The organism is Chryseobacterium sp. sg2396, from assembly GCF_042610505.1.
Lineage (GTDB): Bacteria > Bacteroidota > Bacteroidia > Flavobacteriales > Weeksellaceae > Chryseobacterium.
In genome coordinates, this window is sequence record NZ_JBHGAQ010000002.1 from 346,990 (window position 1) to 366,154 (window position 19,165).

General features: G+C 40.0%; 20 protein-coding genes. 13 read left to right on the forward strand and 7 right to left on the reverse strand.

Annotated features, from left to right (window positions below; translation table 11 throughout):
• Positions 1-184: 184 nt before the first annotated feature.
• Positions 185-1,324 carry an acyl-CoA dehydrogenase family protein gene (locus ACED20_RS03325; RefSeq protein WP_294199610.1) on the reverse strand — a complete coding sequence of 380 codons (1,140 nt, stop codon included), beginning with the start codon at positions 1,322-1,324 and terminating at the stop codon, positions 185-187.
• A 193-nt stretch (positions 1,325-1,517) separates the two neighbouring features.
• Here ACED20_RS03325 and ACED20_RS03330 point away from each other — a divergent pair, with 193 nt between their 5' ends.
• The 5 genes from ACED20_RS03330 (at position 1,518) to purF (ending at position 7,174) form a co-directional block, all read left to right on the forward strand.
• Positions 1,518-3,383, forward strand: coding sequence for an endonuclease (locus tag ACED20_RS03330; protein ID WP_378103477.1), 1,866 nt, complete (start codon positions 1,518-1,520; stop codon positions 3,381-3,383).
• A 123-nt stretch (positions 3,384-3,506) separates the two neighbouring features.
• Complete coding sequence (locus ACED20_RS03335) at positions 3,507-4,112, forward strand: SatD family protein (protein WP_294199607.1); 606 nt, start codon at positions 3,507-3,509, stop codon at positions 4,110-4,112.
• 2 nt (positions 4,113-4,114) lie between these two features.
• Complete coding sequence (locus ACED20_RS03340; RefSeq protein ID WP_378103479.1) at positions 4,115-4,810, forward strand: DUF3307 domain-containing protein; 696 nt, start codon at positions 4,115-4,117, stop codon at positions 4,808-4,810.
• A 38-nt stretch (positions 4,811-4,848) separates the two neighbouring features.
• Positions 4,849-5,568, forward strand: coding sequence for a phosphoribosylaminoimidazolesuccinocarboxamide synthase (purC, locus tag ACED20_RS03345; RefSeq protein ID WP_146939419.1), 720 nt, complete (start codon positions 4,849-4,851; stop codon positions 5,566-5,568).
• Between the two features lie 106 nt (positions 5,569-5,674).
• The gene (gene purF / locus ACED20_RS03350; RefSeq protein WP_294219965.1) at positions 5,675-7,174 is read left to right on the forward strand and encodes an amidophosphoribosyltransferase; all 1,500 of its coding nucleotides are present in this window, start codon (positions 5,675-5,677) and stop codon (positions 7,172-7,174) included.
• A gap of 70 nt (positions 7,175-7,244) precedes the next feature.
• Here purF and ACED20_RS03355 read toward each other — a convergent pair whose 3' ends face one another.
• The 4 genes from ACED20_RS03355 to aroB all read right to left on the reverse strand — a co-directional run bounded on the left by ACED20_RS03355 (position 7,245) and on the right by aroB (position 10,905).
• Positions 7,245-7,823: a porin family protein gene (locus tag ACED20_RS03355; RefSeq protein ID WP_378103481.1), complete on the reverse strand. Its 579-nt coding sequence runs from the start codon at positions 7,821-7,823 to the stop codon at positions 7,245-7,247.
• Positions 7,824-7,940: 117 nt separating this feature from the next.
• Positions 7,941-8,663, reverse strand: coding sequence for a porin family protein (locus ACED20_RS03360; protein WP_378103483.1), 723 nt, complete (start codon positions 8,661-8,663; stop codon positions 7,941-7,943).
• Positions 8,664-8,916: 253 nt separating this feature from the next.
• Positions 8,917-9,609, reverse strand: a complete 693-nt coding sequence (locus ACED20_RS03365) for a porin family protein (protein WP_294199600.1) — start codon at positions 9,607-9,609, stop codon at positions 8,917-8,919.
• A gap of 249 nt (positions 9,610-9,858) precedes the next feature.
• The gene (gene aroB, locus ACED20_RS03370) at positions 9,859-10,905 is read right to left on the reverse strand and encodes a 3-dehydroquinate synthase (RefSeq protein WP_378103486.1); all 1,047 of its coding nucleotides are present in this window, start codon (positions 10,903-10,905) and stop codon (positions 9,859-9,861) included.
• Positions 10,906-11,264: 359 nt separating this feature from the next.
• On the opposite strand from aroB, the gene ACED20_RS03375 reads away from it, so the two are divergent.
• Complete coding sequence (locus ACED20_RS03375) at positions 11,265-12,218, forward strand: pseudouridine synthase (protein ID WP_345767841.1); 954 nt, start codon at positions 11,265-11,267, stop codon at positions 12,216-12,218.
• Positions 12,219-12,289: 71 nt separating this feature from the next.
• On the opposite strand, the gene ACED20_RS03380 is transcribed toward ACED20_RS03375, so the two are convergent.
• Together ACED20_RS03380 and pncA are read right to left on the reverse strand one after the other, a co-directional pair.
• Positions 12,290-13,435, reverse strand: a complete 1,146-nt coding sequence (locus ACED20_RS03380) for a thioredoxin-like domain-containing protein (protein ID WP_378103488.1) — start codon at positions 13,433-13,435, stop codon at positions 12,290-12,292.
• A gap of 222 nt (positions 13,436-13,657) precedes the next feature.
• Positions 13,658-14,263, reverse strand: a complete 606-nt coding sequence (gene pncA, locus ACED20_RS03385; protein ID WP_378103489.1) for a bifunctional nicotinamidase/pyrazinamidase — start codon at positions 14,261-14,263, stop codon at positions 13,658-13,660.
• 346 nt (positions 14,264-14,609) lie between these two features.
• On the opposite strand from pncA, the gene ACED20_RS03390 reads away from it, so the two are divergent.
• The 7 genes from ACED20_RS03390 (at position 14,610) to ACED20_RS03420 (ending at position 18,927) form a co-directional block, all read left to right on the forward strand.
• A complete protein-coding gene (locus tag ACED20_RS03390; RefSeq protein ID WP_294241603.1) occupies positions 14,610-15,752 on the forward strand; it encodes a DEAD/DEAH box helicase in 1,143 nt (380 codons plus the stop codon).
• A gap of 203 nt (positions 15,753-15,955) precedes the next feature.
• On the forward strand, positions 15,956-16,579 hold the full coding sequence (locus ACED20_RS03395) for a hypothetical protein (RefSeq protein WP_378103491.1): 624 nt from the start codon (positions 15,956-15,958) through the stop codon (positions 16,577-16,579).
• Positions 16,536-17,072, forward strand: a complete 537-nt coding sequence (locus tag ACED20_RS03400) for a YfiT family bacillithiol transferase (protein ID WP_294198083.1) — start codon at positions 16,536-16,538, stop codon at positions 17,070-17,072. The genes ACED20_RS03395 and ACED20_RS03400 overlap by 44 nt, the downstream gene beginning before the upstream one ends.
• Positions 17,066-17,527: a DUF1569 domain-containing protein gene (locus ACED20_RS03405; protein WP_378103492.1), complete on the forward strand. Its 462-nt coding sequence runs from the start codon at positions 17,066-17,068 to the stop codon at positions 17,525-17,527. The genes ACED20_RS03400 and ACED20_RS03405 overlap by 7 nt, the downstream gene beginning before the upstream one ends.
• On the forward strand, positions 17,524-17,901 hold the full coding sequence (ytxJ, locus tag ACED20_RS03410; RefSeq protein ID WP_378103494.1) for a bacillithiol system redox-active protein YtxJ: 378 nt from the start codon (positions 17,524-17,526) through the stop codon (positions 17,899-17,901). The genes ACED20_RS03405 and ytxJ overlap by 4 nt, the downstream gene beginning before the upstream one ends.
• Positions 17,901-18,497: a Crp/Fnr family transcriptional regulator gene (locus ACED20_RS03415; protein WP_294200959.1), complete on the forward strand. Its 597-nt coding sequence runs from the start codon at positions 17,901-17,903 to the stop codon at positions 18,495-18,497. Before ytxJ ends, ACED20_RS03415 begins: the two co-directional genes overlap by 1 nt.
• Before the next feature lie 220 nt (positions 18,498-18,717).
• A complete protein-coding gene (locus tag ACED20_RS03420) occupies positions 18,718-18,927 on the forward strand; it encodes a hypothetical protein (RefSeq protein WP_294220902.1) in 210 nt (69 codons plus the stop codon).
• Positions 18,928-19,165: the final 238 nt, after the last annotated feature.

Consider the following 19,165-nt stretch of genomic DNA (forward strand, 5'->3'; position numbering starts at 1 on the left):
AATATCAAAGCTAATCAAAAATATGATATGAAAAACAAAATTTTTTAAGAAATTTTCTGATGATTCATCTAATTAATTATGCAATACATTAATTATCCCCAAGCAATGACTTTGTTTGAAAATAAAATAGCATCCGAAATTTACGGATGCTATTAGGTATGAATTGTATAATTCTAATTTTAAATTATTTGGTAATATCCCTTCCGATAACCAGTCTCTGAATCTCGGAAGTTCCTTCACCGATCGTACAAAGTTTGGAATCCCGGTAGAACTTTTCAGCAGGAAAATCTTTGGTATAACCGTAACCACCGAAAATCTGTACGGCATTGTTGGCAATTCTTACACAGGCTTCAGACGCATAGAGTTTGGCCATTGCTCCCTCCTTTGTCATTTTCTGTTTGGCGTTCTTCAGGGTGGAAGCTCTCTGGATCAGCAATTCTGCAGCATCGATTTCCGTCGCCATATCGGCCAGCATAAAGTTGATGGCCTGGAATTCAGAAATAGATTTTCCGAACTGGTGTCTTTCTTTTGCATATTTTAAAGCTGCTTTGTAAGCACCTCTTGCTGTTCCTAAGCTTAACGCCGCAATAGAAATTCTTCCTCCGTCAAGGATCTTCATCGCCTGTTTGAAACCTTCACCCACTTCTCCCAAACGGTGAGAGTCCGGTACGCGAACGTTGTCGAAAATAAGTTCCGCCGTTTCAGAGGCTCTCATTCCCAGCTTGTTTTCCTTTTTACCTGAACTGAATCCCGGCATTCCTTTCTCCAATACAAAAGCGGTGGAATTATTTTTAGCTCCTTTTTCTCCGGTTCTGGTCATGACTACCGCAATATCCCCCGAAATGGCGTGGGTAATAAAGTTTTTGGCACCACTGATAATCCAGTCGTCACCATCTTTTACGGCAGTCGTAGACATTCCTCCGGAATCTGAACCCGTATTGTGTTCGGTTAAGCCCCATGCACCGATTACTTTTCCGGAAGCCAGCTGGGGAAGCCACCTGTGCCTCTGTTCTTCGTTTCCGAATTCGTAAATATGATTGGTGCAAAGTGAATTGTGTGCCGCTACAGAAAGCCCTATAGAAGGATCTACCTGAGAGATCTCATCAAGGATGGTTACATATTCGTGATACCCAAGACCGGAACCGCCATATTGCTCAGGGATTACGATTCCCATGAACCCCATTTCTCCCAGCTCATGAAACAGATCTTTAGGGAAAGTCTGGCTTTCATCCCACTCCATAATGTTTGGTCTGATGTTCTTTTCAGCAAACTCCCTTGCCGTTTCCGCTATCATTTTGATATTGTCAATAGTCTCTGTATTCATATAGATAATAGTTAATTCCCAAAGATAAATAAATTGCGGTAACACCCAAAAAAATTATTGTATCCATAGGAATTTATTCATAAAAAACTACTATTCAATTTTTTATATTCTGACAATTAATAATTTTTTAATAAAATTTTCCGAAATTTAAGCGAATTAATTTACTATTTTAGCCTCCCAATTTTTTTTAAGTATGAAAAAACTTCTCCTACCTGTTATCATGATTTCCTCCTGTCTTGCGGCCCAGGCTCCGGCAGGATACTACAACGGAACGTCCGGGCTTGCCGGCTACGCCCTGAAATCTAAACTTCACGATATTATTTCGTCAAAAAATATTAACTGGAACTACAGCGACCTGCAGAATCTCTACAACCAGACCGATCTGGACAAGTACTACGACCATACAGCCGCCAATACGACCTACCTACTTGATATTTATTCAGAAATACCGTCAGGTCCGGATGCGTACGAGTATACATCGGCACAGATGATCGGGAGCGCATCTGCGGAAGGGCAGGGCTGGAACCGTGAACATATGATGCCTCAAAGTACTTTTTACAGCAATTATCCGATGTATTCCGATCTTTTTTATGTGATTCCTACGGATGCAAAAATCAATCAGCTCCGAAGCAATTATCCTTATGGAATGGTCGGTTCCACAATCTACTATATTTTCAGCAATTCTTCACGAATAGGGAATTGTGCCATTCCGGGAATTACGTATACCGGGAGAGTGTATGAGCCCATTAATGAATTTAAGGGGGATGTCGCCAGAAGTCTGCTGTATTTTGCCGTAAGGTACGAAGGAAAATTGGGTACTTTTAATTTTAACAACGATACTAACCCTTCTTCCGACACCAATCCGCTGGACGGAACAGAAGAACGGTCGTATGATCCGGCTTACATTGCCATGCTGCTTCAGTGGCACCAGCAGGATCCGGTTTCTCAAAGGGAAATCGACAGGAACAATGCAGTCTATGCCATACAGAAAAACCGGAACCCTTTTATCGACAATCCTTCATGGATTAACGCCATCTGGAGTCAGACGGCTGATGCTGTGGCACCACAGGCTCCGACAAATCTGTCAGCGACTCAGAACAGTGCTTATTTTACGACCTTAAGCTGGACTCCAAGTACAAGCACGGATGTAATTGGCTATAAAATTTACCAGAACGGAACGCTTATCGGATCAACAAAAAATACAACGTTTACTGCAGATCATTTAACGCCTGCCACGGCCTATGCGTTTACAGTAAAAGCTTACGATAACGGATACCTTATTTCACCTGATAGTAATACGGTTTCTTCCACGACCCTGGCTTCGGATACTTACGCTAAAGATATTATGATTACGAAATATCTTGAAGGGACGGCGAATAACAAAGGACTGGAAATTACCAATAAAACCGGCCACCCGGTGAATCTCAATGATTACCGGTTATCCATCCAGTTGCCCAGCGGGAGCAATTATTATTACCCTGCTCCTTATGAACTGGAAGGCATATTGCAGAACAACGAATCGGCAGTGGTCCTGAATCCGGATGCGAATTTTTCATGTTATACGATCGGCCAGGCAAGATTTGTAACGGCGGCCCCACAGATGACATTTTCAGGAAGCCAATATGTGGAATTAAGATACAAATCAACGTCGGTAGACGCTATCGGTATTCCGGGCACGAATAATTTTTCCACCTTAGGAAACGTTTCTTTATACAGAAAAACCAATGTTACCCAGCCGGTAACAACATTCAATATTTCTGAATGGAATTCTTACCCTACCGATTACTGCCAGAACCTGGGAACCCTTGTGGCAGCTGAGGTTACCTCTGTACAGCAGAACGAATTTAAAGTTTACCCGAATCCGGTGAGCGATCATATTTTTGTGAACGGCAAAACGGAAAATATAAAATCTGCGCAGATCCTGGATTTTTCCGGAAAGCTGATCTATTCCGAAAAGGATCCTTTCAGGAACAAGAGAGAAATCCCGGTTCAGTCTCTTCCGGCAGGTTCCTATTTTTTGAATCTGGATGGAAAAGCATATCCATTTATTAAAAAATAGCTTTAGCCTTAAGATCAGTTATTTACTATAAAATCGACATAAGCAGATGTACCGATAATCATTATCTATAAGTACATCTGCTTATATTTTTTATTTATAAGTAATTATGCTTATATTTGCAGAATGATAGCGGTCATTACCGGAGATATTATAAATTCACAACACGCAGAAACAGAGGTTTGGATTACCAGACTTAAAAATCTTCTCGACAAGTGGGGAAGTACTCCTGAAACATGGGAAATCTACAGGGGAGATGAGTTTCAGTTCAAATGTAATATCGATGATGTGTTCTGGCGTTTCTTAGCTATAAAATCATTAATCAGAAGTCAGGAAAATTTAGATGTACGCATGGCCATCGGCATCGGTGAAGAGAATTTCTCATCGGGAAAGATTACCGAATCGAACGGAACGGCGTATGTGCACTCCGGAAGACTGCTGAATGACCTTAAAAATGACGGGCATACGGTTGCCATCAAGACATCCAGTGTTTCCGTAGACCGGGACCTGAACATTCTGCTTAAATGGTCATCCAAGGATTTTGACAGCTGGACAATGGCCACTGCAGAAATCATCCATGAAATGATCATGAATAAAGACCTCACGCAGGAAGATCTTGCAAAAAAGTTTGCCATTTCACAGTCATCGGTAAGCCAGCGGCTTAAACGGGCAAATTATGAACTGATCGCCGAAACCAATCAATATTTCAGAAAAAAAATCTCCGAACTCTAAGCATGATTTTTATTCAGCTCATATTCGCACATTTACTGGGAGATTTTATTCTTCAGCCGGATTCATGGGTTGCAGAGAAGGAAGGTAAAAAACTGAAAAGCGGCTATCTTTATCTTCATGCACTGATCCATACGATCTTAAGCTTTATCCTTTTGTGGAATACCGAGCTTTGGTGGATCGCACTGACCATTGGAATTTCACATCTGATGATTGATGCCGCCAAATTGAGTTTTCAAACCGTTAAGAATAAAAAAGGCTGGTTTTTCTTCGATCAGGCACTGCATTTTCTGGTAATTGCCGGCGTTTCGCTCTACTGTCAGGAATTTAATTTTGAATTTTTAAGAAATAAGGAGCTCCTGAAAATAGTAGCGGGTGCTATATTCTTAACGTCACCGGCTTCCGTTTTTATCAGAATATTATTATCGTCCTGGACGCCTGTTCCGGAAACGGCGGGAAACATACAGACCGAATCTTTATCGAATGCCGGAAAATATATTGGGATTCTGGAGCGTTTACTGGTTTTCACTTTCATTATGGTCAACCATTGGGAAGGTGTAGGCTTTATGGTAGCGGCAAAATCCGTATTCAGGTTCAGTGACCTGGCACAGGCAAAGCAGAGAAAACTTACGGAATACGTGCTGATCGGAACCCTGCTGAGTTTCGGAATGGCCGTTTTAACGGGAATTTTAATTAAGTAAATATATATATAAATCTAACTAAAAAGTAATTTCAGAAAATGGAAAAGAAAGAAATGTTGTACGAAGGCAAAGCAAAGCAAGTGTTTGCTACCGATAATCCCAATGAAGTCGTAGTACGTTTCAAAGACGATGCTACGGCATTTAATGCTCAGAAGAGAGGATCCGTAGATCTTAAAGGAGAAATGAACAATGCGATCACCACTCTTATTTTTGAATATTTAAATGAGAAAGGGATTAAGACTCATTTCATTAAACAACTGGACGAAAGAGAGCAATTGGTAAAAAAAGTATCGATCATTCCTCTGGAAATGGTGGTAAGAAACTATTCTGCAGGAAGCATGGCTCAGAGGTTAGGGGTAGAAGAAGGCATCAAATCGCCGGTTACAATCTTCGATATCTGCTACAAGAAAGACGAATTGGGCGATCCGCTGATCAACGATCACCACGCAGTTTTCTTAGGTGCTGCAACGTACGAGGAGCTTGATGAGATGTATGAGCTGACTTCAGACATCAACGAGATCCTGATCGATCTTTTCGACAAGATGAACATTATCCTGGTTGATTTCAAAATCGAGCTTGGAAAAACGGCAGACGGCGAGATCATCCTTGCCGATGAGATTTCTCCGGATACGTGCAGACTTTGGGACAAAGACACCATGAAGAAGCTTGATAAAGACCGTTTCAGAAGAGACCTTGGTGAAGTTACCGAAGCCTATGTGGAAATCCACAACCGATTGAAAGCTGTTCTTGGCAAGTAAATAAAAGCATAGATATAACAGATGCAGGATTTTGTATTTAACATAATATTGAATTCTGCATCTAATGAATATCTGTCAACATAAAATCTAGATTAGAAAAAATAGAATGAAAAGTTTAGACATTCATAAAAGTGAATATTTAAAACAATTTGAAACCCAGACGTACGGACGGAATCTGTTCAGGACACAGGAAGAGGAAAGACTGGATGCTCCCAATGAGGAGTGCGGGATCTTCGGAATGTATTCTGACGACGATCTGGATACGTTCTCGCTTTCACAGTTCGGGCTTTTCGCTTTGCAGCACAGAGGCCAGGAAGCCTGTGGTATATCTGTTTTAAAGAACGGGAAAATCACCAACATGAAAGATGAAGGGCTGGTTTTGGATGTTTATAAAGAGATCGCCGATCCGGAAACTTTTATGGGAAATTCTGCCATCGGGCACACGCGTTATACGACGGCAGGGGACAAAAAGAAATATAATTTCCAGCCGTTCTTTGCCAAAAACGAGTACGACCAGATTATCCTTTCCATCGCACACAACGGTAACCTGACCAACGCTAAAGAACTGAAAAACGAACTTGAAGCGGAAGGTGTTGTTTTCAGGGCGACTTCGGATTCCGAGGTTATTCTAAGGCTGATCCAAAAAAACCTTGATCTGGGTCTCCGCGGCGCCATCAAAGCCACGATGGAAAAAATCGAAGGAGCTTATTCGGTGGTAGGAATGACGAGGAATAAATTCTTTGCTTTCAGGGATTTCAACGGGATCCGTCCTTTGGTTTTGGGAGCCATTAATGAGAATTCATACGTTGTTGCCTCCGAATCGGTAGCGCTTGATGCTGTGGGTGCCCAATACGTACGCGATATTTTACCGGGAGAGATCATTTATACCAACGAAAATGAACCGGGAAAACTTCATTCTTACATGGTCGACGAAGCAAAAGGAAAGCAGAGAATCTGTTCTTTTGAATACATCTATTTTGCAAGACCCGATTCTTCGCTGGAAAACATTAATGTATATGAAATACGGGAAAAATCCGGAGAAAAAATCTGGCACCAGGCTCCGGTAGAAGCGGATGTGGTAATTGGTGTTCCCGATTCGGGCGTTCCGGCTGCTATCGGTTTCTCAAAAGCTTCGGGAATTCCTTTCCGTCCTGTTCTGATCAAGAACCGGTATATCGGAAGAAGCTTTATCGTCCCGACCCAGGAAATGAGAGAACGGGTAGTGAACCTGAAACTGAATCCGATTATTTCAGAGATAAAAGATAAAAGGGTGGTGATCATCGACGATTCCATCGTAAGAGGTACGACTTCCAAAAGGCTGGTGAAGATTTTAAAAGACGCAGGCGTAAAAGAAATTCATTTCAGAAGCGTTTCCCCGCCGATTATTGCACCATGCTACTTAGGAATCGATACGCCTTCCAAGGATGATCTTATATCAGCGAACATGTCTACGGAACAGCTGAGAGATTATTTGGGTGTAGATTCCCTTGAATTCTTAAGCGTGGAAAACCTGAAAGACATTTTAGGTTCAGCCAACCACTGCTTCGGATGCTTTACCGAGCAATATCCTGTAGAAAAAGGAGAAGAAGTGGAATTATTTAATTAAAATTTTTAGCTTAAATAAAACAAAACCCGGATTCCATCGAAATCCGGGTTTTTTATTCTATAAAATCAGATTAAAACTTATAAGCAACCCCAACCTGAAAAAGGCTGTTTCTTATGGCATCACCCTGGCTGTTTTCTATGATATTGGTAAGTCCGGCAACATACCGTACCGTAACACCGAATCCCTGTTCAAAATAGTATCCGGCACCTAATCCGAGACCGAAGTCGAACCCATTATACACTCTCGTCGCATCCATAGATCGGGTGTCGTTTTTGACTCTTTTATCTATTGCAAAACTGAACTGCGGACCAGCTTCGAGAAATACTGCAGGATAAATATTGTACTGAACCATTACAGGAACTGAAATATAATCCAGATTCAGTCTTATGCCGGGATTGTCTTTGTTTTTAGCACCCATTCCGCTGTACAAAACTTCCGGCTGCAGGCTGAAATTGCCAGCTACCGGAATATTGGCAAATACGCCTCCGTAAATTCCCGCTTTTGCTTTGGTATCGTCAGAACTGATGGTCGCTACGTTAAGCCCTGCTTTCAATCCGAATCTCACCGGTGAAGCGGAAGAAGCTGCTTGTTCCTGAGCAAAAGATAAAGTTCCTGCTGACATGGCCAATCCAAGAAAAAGTTTTTTCATCGTTATTATTTTAAAGTTTATATAAATCCTGCAATTTAATGAAAATAGGCTGTCATCACATACAAAAGGTCAGGCTTCATTATGAAACCTGACCTTCCTATTGAAATTAAAATTTGTTTAGAATTTGTAATTCAGACCCAACTGAAATACCCTGTTGGTATTAACATTCTTCTGCGAGTCGGTAGCAGCATTGGAATTATCATAGATATGCGTTAAACTGTTTACATATCTTGCGTTGATCCCTAAATTAGGGGTAAAATAGTATCCCAGACCTACCCCGAAACCTAAATTGAATTTTTTGATATCATCTTTATCAATACTTTCTGATGCAGATACGGTTTGTGTACTCGTTGTTCCGGATGTGGTAGTGGAAATTGTGCGTTCCCCTTTATTTTTTCCGTCAACAAAATAACTGACTTCCGGTCCGGCTTCTACGTAAAAGTTATCTGCCGGCTTCATCTGCAGCATTACCGGAACCGAGATATAATTCAGTGTCGTGCTGTAATCCTGTTTTGTTCTTACCGTGGTACTTCCGCTGGTAACTTCAGTATCCGAGAGTACACTTTTTGCACCCATCTGGTTATACAATACTTCCGGCTGTAAAGCAAATTTTTCTGTTAAAGGAATATTTACGAAAACCCCTGCATTAAATCCGATTTTTTGATTTTTAGCTGTAAGTTGCTGTTCACTGAACTGCGCCGCTGTAGCAGCACCCTTAATACCAAATCTTACAGGTTCTTTCACCTTCATTGGAGGAACGGGAGCAGAGATGGTCTTAACTTCCTGTGCAAATGCCATAGACGCAGCAGCTACTGCCATTCCTAAAAATAACTTCTTCATAATTTTTTCATTTAAATTTTACTGTTGTTGAATGCCTGATAATTCAAACAGGCATGAATTATTTTACAAAATGCTTGCCATTAAAGCCCGCAATGAAAATATATTGGAATAGAATTCAGATAATCCACAATTACTTATATGCTAAGCATGGGATATAATAAATAAAGAAATAGAGAATAAAAGTAAAGCTCAGCTTCAAATAATGAAGCTGAGCTTTTATTGAAATCAAAATTGTTTCTGAATTTTCTGCTTCTTAGAATTTGAAAGCCAAACCAACCTGGAATACGTTGTTTCTGATTGCATCAGATCCGCTTGGTCTGTTTTTAGCAACATCAGTAAGACCTGCAACATACCTTGCTGTAATACCGAAGTTATCCGTGAAATAATATCCAGCTCCTAAACCAAGACCAAAGTTAAATGTATTTAAATTGTCTTTATTGATATCTTCTGAATAGCTTGAGCTTGAAGTAGAAGTACTAGAACCTGAAGTCGTTGTAACTGTTCTGTCTCCTTTATCTTTAGCTGTTACCATAAATCCGAATTCAGGACCTGCTTCTACATAGAAGTTAGGGATAAACTTGTACTGGAACATTACCGGTACTGTAATATAATCCAAATGAGTAGAATATGAATCTACTGTTCTTGTAGTTGTGCCTAGTACAGTAGCTTCGTTAATGCTTTCTACCTTAGCTCCGTACTGAGAGTATAAAACCTCTGGCTGTACACTGAAAGATTCAGCTAATGGGATGTGAGCAAATAAACCTGCGTTAAAACCGATTTTAGATTTCTGATCCTGAAGACTTGCATCCTTAGATAATGAAGATACGTTCATCCCTGCTTTGATACCAAATTGTACCGGGCTTGAAGAAGATGACATACCTGTTGTAGTTTGTGCAAATGCCATTGATCCTGCTGCAAGTGCCATTCCTAAGATTAACTTTTTCATAACTTTAATTTTTTTAATTTTACTATTTTTCTAATTCTAAATTTTACTACTGCCAATCTTGATTTTGATTTGACGGAAGGAATCTTTCAAATTGCTTGCCAAAAAGAAATTACATGATTAAAGTCATTAAAAATTAGCTTGGCTAAACGAATCGGCAAGTTATTTAAATAGCTGAATTACAAATTAATATGGCCTTATTTTTGAAAATTGTTTAGAAATGATCTAAATTGAAAATAATCTTAAAAATTTTTATGCATCGTTTAGTTTACGGTAAAAATCAATTGCTTTTGTAATATTTTTTCTGCTGCACTGCTTATCAAAAATACATGCTCCAATACCTGATATAAGGGAGAAATTGATATGGCTGTCCATATTCTTTTTATCATTCAGCAAAAGGCTGAAAATATCATCATCTTTAAAATCGCCGATATCCAGATACGGATAATATTTCCGGATACTTTCTATAATCAATATACAGTCTCCTTCAGAAATCAGTTCTTCCAGGTAAGCAAGATATGTTTCCGTGATCATTCCCATGGCAACGGTCTCACCGTGCAGTACGGGATTCCCCTGCCGCAGATAAAGGCTTTCTACCGCATGGCCGATGGTATGCCCGAAATTGAGATTTTTACGGATATTTTTTTCCTGAAAATCTTTTTCCACAACTGCCTGTTTGATTTCCATTGACGTTTTAATATGGGGAATAATCCCTTCAATATCCAGCTTATTTATCTGTACGAGGTTTTTCCAGTGTATTTTATCGGCAATAAGACCGTGTTTCAGCATTTCCGCAAAACCGCTTCTGAGTTCTTTAAAAGGCAGCGTTTCCAGGAATTTCGGATATACAAAGATTCGTTCTGGAAAAGTAAAAGTTCCCACCATATTTTTATAATGCATCAGGTCGATGCCCGTTTTTCCGCCGATGGAAGCGTCGCACATAGAGAGCAGCGTAGTGGGAATATTGATAAACTGTATTCCTCTTTTATAGGTGGAGGCTACAAAGCCGCCCATGTCCGTGATAACGCCGCCGCCCAGATTGATCACCAAAGCTTTACGGTCTGCCTGCATTTCCGTTAAAATTTCCCATAACTGGATGGCCGTCTGGACATTCTTCATTTCCTCGCCTGCCTCAATTTCCAGGATCTCGAAACCCAGATCGGTTTCCATATTTCCCAGAAGGACCGGAAGGCAATATTCGTGCGTATTTTCGTCAACCAGGATAAAAATTTTGCTGAAAGATTTTTCTTGAAGAAAGTCGTTCAGTTCGGAGAAATTATCGTTCAATATTGTTATCATTTTCAGATTTTCTGTGGGGTTAATTGTGAAACTATATGACAAAGTTATGATTCTTAATTTTTAACTCGCGCGTAAATGTAGTATCTTTGCAAAAATATTTTAGAATGAGCAGAGATAATAATTCAGGAAAACCCAAAAGACCAAGAACTTCAACAAGAAATAATTCTGATGATTCTCGCGCTTCCAGATCCGGAAATTCCGGTTCTAAACCTTTTAAAAAATCTTTTCCGAAAGCGGGAGAGAGAAACTCCGATTATAAAGGATCCAATACGGGATTCGGAAAGAAACCTTTTTCAGGAGGTGACAGAAATTCGGACACTTCCGATTTGGGCAGAAAAGATACCAGCTATCAGGCCCGGATGGATAAGAAATACTCGAAAACCGAAAGAGAGCCATTTATCACTACCGAAGGGGAAGGTAAAAAGACTTTCGGGAAATCAGCTCCTAAACGAGGCGGAAAAAGTTTCGATACCCGCGACAAATACGAAAGAGGCAGCCTGAAATATGGAAAAAGACCTTCCGCTGCCGGTGAAGACCGACAGGACAGAGCAAAATCTTTCGTACAGAAAAGAAGACTGAATAAAATAGATAAGGATGTTCATAAAGATACCGTACGTCTCAATAAGTATATTGCCAACTCCGGAATCTGCAGCAGACGGGAAGCCGACGAGCTGATTACACAGGGACTGGTAGAGGTAAACGGTACGGTAATAACCGAAATGGGCTACCAGGTGCAGAAAACGGACAAGGTAGTTTTTGACGGGCAGAATATTACTCCTGAAAAGCCGGTGTATGTTCTTCTGAATAAACCGAAAGGCTATATTTCTACTACGAAGGACGATAAGGCAAGAAAAACCGTAATGGATCTTGTGGCCAATGCTTCACCATACCGTCTGTTCCCGGTAGGCAGGCTGGACCGTTCTACAACAGGAGTTATCCTGTTGACGAATGACGGGCACATGACAAAGAAGCTGACACACCCTTCTTTTGATGCCAAGAAAATCTATCATGTTACCCTGGATAAGAAATTAACCCATGAAGACATGAAGCTGATCGCCGAAGGAATCCGTCTGGATGAAGGAGTAGCAGTAGTTGACCAGATCTCTTTTATCGAAGGCAAGCCGAAGAACGAAATAGGAATCGAGATCCATATCGGCTGGAACCGGGTGATCAGAAGAATCTTCCAAAGATTAGGATACGAAGTGGAAGCCTTAGACCGGGTGATGTTTGCAGGATTAACTAAAAAGAATATCAAGAGGGGACACTGGAGAATTCTTACGGAACTGGAAGTGAATAATCTTAAAATGCTTTAAGTGAAGTATTTTAATTGAAAATATAAAAACGGCATTGGGTTTCTCAATGCCGTTTTTATATGTAAGCCAAATTATTTCAATTTTTTCTCCAGGAGTGCCGACAGTTCTTTTTCCGGAATATTTTTAGCAATGATCTTACCGTTTTCATCCAGAAGATAATTGGTAGGAAAAGAGGTAATCGTCCATTCGGAAGCCTGTTTGCCATCCATATCCCAATAGTTGGTCCAGGGAATATTGAATTTACTTATAATTTTCAATAGGCTGCTTTTGTATTTACCCTGATCTGTGGCAATACCGATGATCTGAAAACCTTTGGCATGATATCGCGAATAGAGGTCAACAAAAAATGGCATTTGCTCAAGACACGGCTTACAGCTGCTGAACCAAAAGTCAACCAACGTATATTTAGCCGCAGGGATAGAGAATTCTGAGCCCGGTTCTTTTATGTTTTTTATCTTGGAAGCAGGAAAACTATTGTTTATTCTGAAATTACCGGCATTCTTTAGGGCCAGGCGCAACGTTTCTGCCGTTTTTTTCCTTTTTATTTCAGGGGAAAAATTATTGAAGATTGTTTCATATATCTCCTCATAGCCGTTTCCTTCAAATTTCTCAATCAATTTCCACAGTGCAGCGAATGAATTTTTGTTTTCTTTAACATAGCCTGACAAAAGTGAGTCTTCTTTAACGCTAAACTTTTTTTCTTCCGCCTGATAAGAATCCCAGAATTCCTGGGGAATTTTTGATTTGTCCTGAAAACTCTCATATTCTGCCCGTGACTTATCATAGAAGGCTTGTTTTTGTTTGGTAAATTGAGCAAAGTAAGCCTGCATTTTTGCTGTTTCTGTGCTTATAAAGGCACTGTTGGAAACCACTTCAAAATTTTGCGGATCACCTTCTTTGCCTACCGTAATATTTTTTGTGCGTGAATCGATAAAAAATACATTGCTCTGAAAAAACGAGCTGGCACTGATCTTATCATTAAACCGATAGGCATAAGGAATATCGGATGCTTTGGCAGGAACAGTAAACCTGAATGTTCCGTTTTTTACGCCTGCTGAATCCGTTATGTGGTTTCCGTTGTAATACTTTTCATTAAATGCACTGGAAATAATAATTTTATATTTAAAAGGTCTGAAACTTTTTCCTGCAATATTACTGTTCTGACTGAAGCAAACAGCATTAAACAAGCAGGCAACGGATAATAAGAATTTTTTCAAGGTACTGTTTTTTATATTCTACATACGGCAGATTTAAATATATATGGTATCGTCGGCCAGAAAAACGGTTAAGTCTCAGGAAAACATTTTTACCATTTCATATCTTTAAAGATACAAGGTATTAAATCAGGATGATGATTTGATACCTTGCATGCTAATTTATTTCTAACCTGGTTTTTAAAACCGGCATGAACTTAGGGACTGTAATCTTTAGGAAACAGATTAACCCAATACCGTAACTCCTTTCTGAATCATCTCATAGATCGCGTCCCTTCCGTTATCCGGCTTTACATTTACAGCACGTGTTCCGTTGAAATGGAGGCAGGTAACATACCCGCTGTTTACGGCATCGATACAGGTGAATTTCACACAGTAATCCATCGCAAGGCCTACGATTTCTACCAATTGAATATCGTGGAATTTAAGGAAATCATCAAGACCCGTCTTCATAAAATGGTTGTTGTCCTGAAAACCGCTGTAGCTGTCGATCTCCACATTTTTACCTTTCTGTATGATATGGGTTACTTTATCCCGGTTCAGATCTTTGTGGAATTCGGCTCCGAAAGTCCCCTGGATGCAGTGGTCCGGCCACATAAATTGCGGAACGCTGTTCAGGATAATGCTTTCCCCGACTTTTCGGCCATTGTTGCTGGCAAAGCTTTTATGATTGGCAGGATGCCAGTCCTGTGTGAGTACAATCTGGTCGTATTCGTTTTCATCCATCAGCGCATTGATGTAGGGGATTACTTCGTTGGCTTCAGGTACTGCCAAAGCCCCGCCTTCACAAAAATCATTCTGAACGTCTACGATTATTAATGCTTTTTTCATGTTAAAATAAATTCTCGAATTTTTGATAAATGTACAAACTAATCCTCAAAAAATTGTCCAAAGAAAAATTATCGGACAAATCGGCATTCAGATTAATCTTTTTCGTTCCGAAACCTTTCTACATGAGGGAAAGGATTTTTTAACGTACTTAATTCAGCAGGATCTCGAGATAAGATTAATATTATTAAAGATAGGGATCTTATCCGTTGCCAGTTCCTATTAATTAAGTAGACAAGGATTTAAACTCTAAAGGTTAAATTCTATTTTCAGAACCTGTTTAAAACTATTGAAAGACGTTCTGACAAACAAATTCCAATAGCTTATCTTTGCAATAAATAAAATACTTATGTCATTTGAATCGCTGGGATTATCATCCAATATTATCCGTTCCATAAAAAAACTGGGTTACCTGAAACCGTTTCCTGTTCAGGAACAGGCAGTGCCGGTTATCCTTCAAGGCAAAGACCTTATGGGAATCGCCGAGACGGGTTCCGGAAAGACAGCCTGTTTTGTTATGCCGATCCTGGAAAAACTGCAGGATGCAGATGTTAAAAAGAACCGTAATGTTCAGGCTTTAATATTGGTTCCGACCCGGGAATTAGCAATTCAGATTGATGAGGTTTTCAGGGCTTTTACCGATGGTCTTAAACGTGAAATCCGTACGATGGCGGTATATGGCGGAGTTTCCATTAATCCGCAGATGAAAGGAATGTTCGGCGTTGAGGTGCTTATTGCTACACCGGGCCGTCTTCTGGATCTTATTGAGCATAATGCATTGAGCATTTCGGAGATCAGGCATCTTGTTGTTGACGAAGCGGACAAAATGTTCCAGCTGGGCTTTGAAGAGGAGATGAAGCGTCTCTTTGCCATGATGCCCGTGGCTAAACAAACCATTTTATTTTCCGCCACTTTAAATGATAAGGTAGCTGAACTGAAAGAACGACTCTCTATTGATCCTGTGGTTATCGAAATTAAAAAAGAAAAGGTAGAAATTGAGAACATCGAACAGTTGGCTTATCATGTGGCTCCGGAAAACAAAGGGCCTTTTCTTCGTTATCTGATTAAAGAAAAGAAGGTGGAAAAGGCGCTGGTCTTTGTTTCTTCCACAAGATCAGCTGATAATCTGGTAGAAAAGCTGAAGAAAAATAAAATTAAGGCCGTGGCCATTCACAGTCAGAAATCACAGGGGGCCCGGCGGAATAATCTGGAGGAATTTAAAGTAAACGGTGCACAGATACTGGTAGCAACCGATCTGATCGGCCGGGGCATCCACATCGAATCTCTGCCCTGCGTGATCAATTACGAGCTGCCACGTTCCCCTCTGGATTATATTCACCGTATCGGAAGGACAGGGCGTGCCCATGAAAAAGGAACGGCCATCAGTATTTTAACGGATGATGAATTGCAGCATTTTAGGGTTATTCAAAAGAAAATGGGAAGAAAAGTACCTTTGCAGAGAACCGAAGGATTGGACTTGCATGGATATTAAGCAGGTCGAAAGGAGAAACCTAAGGCTGGATGTTCTGTCTGTATAAATGACGGCCAATATTCTTGAGAATCGGATCTGAAAGAATATTCAAAAATAAAATCCCCAAGCACTTCATAAGCAGCAGAGATTTCTGAAATTTTCGGTATTTTTACCAAAAATTAATGGTAAGTGCTGTCTGCTTGTAAGGCGTGCAAACGGATTTTATGAAAGAATTTACCATCGTCCGCGGATTATTCGATACTAGAAAACGGGCATTGATTATTGATGAGGAACGGATCAGGTTTGAAAATAAAGACCTAAAAAACGATCTCTTTACCGTGATCGACAAAAAAGACATTAAGGGTATCCGCTATGGCATTCATTTTATTAACGGTTACCATTTCACCATAGGAAGAGAATATCTTATTTTTATCCGCTTAAGCTCGGGCAATGAACTCAGAATATCTTTCAAGCTTTTTTACGGAAGAAAACTCAAAGAAAAGCATCAGCTCTATGTGGAGATTGTTGGTGCGTTATGGGACTGTTTTTTCAATGATATTCTGGATCAATATGACAGAAAGCTTGAAAATAGTGAAGTACTGACGATCGCAGGCATTGAAATTGCTGGGGATAGAATTAAATTTAACGGAAGCGAAATCCTGTTTAAAGAACTTGAGCTCAAACGATATTACCATCATTTTATGGTGTTTTCCAAAAAGAATCCACATCTTAATAAAATGCTGTATTATCTGAAAGACCAGGATGCCGTGATCTTACTCAATATACTAAACAATATTATTAAAAATGAGCGACTTAGAGCAAAAGAAATTTCCGATAGGACGGTTTGAAGAACCCGGAAATATCTGCGATATCAAACTTGACGAATACATCAAAGTCATCAGGGATTTTCCTGGAAAGCTGAAAAACCTGATCGAACATTTTACCGACGATCAGCTGGACACGCAGTACCGGGAAGGCGGCTGGACAGTACGCCAGGTCGTAAATCATCTGGCAGACAGCCATATCAACAGTTTTATGCGTCTGAAACTTGCTCTTACTGAAGAAAATCCTACCATTAAGCCTTATGATGAGGCAAAATGGGCAGAGCTTCAGGACAGCCTGAGCATGCCCGTAAAACCCGCTATGAGAATGCTGAAAGGAACACATCAGCGGTGGACCGTGTTGCTGAAAAGCATGACCAACAGGCATTTTGAAAGAACCTTTCATCACCCCGAACACAATAGAAATTATAATCTGCGAAGCTATTTGGCCCTGTATGCCTGGCACTGCAACCATCACTTCGCGCATATCGAAAACCTGAAGAAAGAAAAAGGTTGGTAAAAAAAAGTTTACATCACCCAACAGATTTTAAGGAAATCAAAATCAGGATTTCCCGTCTTCATAAAAATTCCCCGGCAAAATGGGGAAAAATGGATGTATGTCAGATGATGAGGCATTGCAGCTGTGTCCTGCAGGTACCTCAGAATAAACTTACGCTGCCGCCGATCAACATGGTGTTCCGAATGATCGGAACTGCCACCAAAATAGAAATGCAGCTTTTCAATAACGGAATTCCGCGAAATATGCCTACTTTTCAAAAACTTATTATTAATTTTGAATGTGATTTCGATGAAGAAAAACAAAATCTCCTGAAAACACTTGATGATTACCTGATGTATTTCAAAAACGGCAGCCTGCCGGATCATCACGTGCTCTTCGGAAAGATGCAAGAAAAGGACTGGGGCTTTTTGGAATATAAACATCTTGATCATCATTTAAAACAGTTTGACGTATGAGTTTTTTTGATAAAATATTTGGCGGAAAGGAAAATGCTCCGGAGCAGAAATCTTTCTGGAAAAAAATAGAATCCGAGGAGGATCTGCAAAAAGCGATTGATCGTTCTTTCGATCATCCGGTAGCCATTTTTAAGCATTCCACCAGCTGCTTTATCAGTAAAACAGTGCTTCGGAATTTTGAAAAGGAAATGGAAAATTTTACCGGCAAAACAGATCTATACTATCTGGATCTCTTGGCTTACCGGCCGCTTTCCAACAGGATTGCAGATGATCTGGGAGTTACCCACCAGAGTCCGCAGCTGATCGTGATTGAAAACGGAAAGGCGATCAACAACGCTTCTCACCAAAATATTTCGGTAGATCAACTTTTGTGATGAAAAATATAAACAATTACCTGGCTAAGGTGCTTAATGTTCCTTTAGAAAAAGTCAACATGTGCAGTCTGTACTATGAAGCCAAAAAAATACATAAAAACCAGTTTCTCTTACAGTACGGTGAAATCTGCCGATATATTTACTTTGTAGAAAAAGGCCTGCTTAAAATGTATTCCATCGATAAGAACGGAAAAGAACACATCATCCAGTTTGCCCCCGAAAGCTGGCTGATTTCCGACCGCAGCAGTCTTTATTTCAATGAAAAATCAGTCTATTATATTGAAGCGGTTGAAGATTCGGAAATTCTCATGCTGCCCCCGGATTTTATCAATAAGCTGATCGAAGGGTTTCCGAACAGTCTTGAACAGAGCGACATCCTTCTGCAGAAACATATCAAAAGTCTTCAGGACAGGATCAATTCTTTGCTGGCCGAAACCGCGGAAGAAAGATATATGAAATTTATCAAAATGTATCCGGACCTGCTTCTGAGGGTTCCACAGTGGATGATTGCGTCCTATTTAGGAATAACCCCTGAAAGTCTGAGCCGGGTAAGAAAAGAGCTGGCAAGAAAAAAATTTGTCCCCAATAGCAAGTAGCTATTGCTACAAGAACACCCGCTTACTATCATTAATAAAAAGTCTGTTTTTACAGGCTTTTGTCTTTTCTACGCTTCATTAGTATTCTAATTTTTGCTTCAACTTATTTACAATCACATCACTTAACTCAGCGTCCCGATGAAAATCTATGATTATAGTCATAAAAACTTAACATAATAATTGTATAATTTTGAATTCACACCACTTAAAATATAATATTATGAAATCTGTATTAGCATTTGCAGTCTTGGGAATTGCTGTCCTGAGCTGTGAAAAAAAAGAAACTTCTCCTCCGCCCGACACACCGGATCCGATGGAGATTAGCGATAAAACTTCGGCAGCACCGATGTCATCAGACAGTCTTCCTGCAACAGACACGACATCCGCTCCGGGCAATATAAAAAGCGATACCACCAGAATATCACGATAAATTCACAGCGAAATTTAAAGACCCGCTTTATATAATCCGGGTAATGTTTATGACGGGATTTTATTTCTGAAAAAGAAACGAATCCGGCCATAAAATAATTGCAAAATTAATACGATTAAAATTTCCGGTAAATTCATCTTAAAGGTTAAATATTAGATGCTAGATGTTCGATGATGCGATTGAATTACATTATCCGACGGTATATAACGTGAATTCGACTATAAATAGCTGATTAACA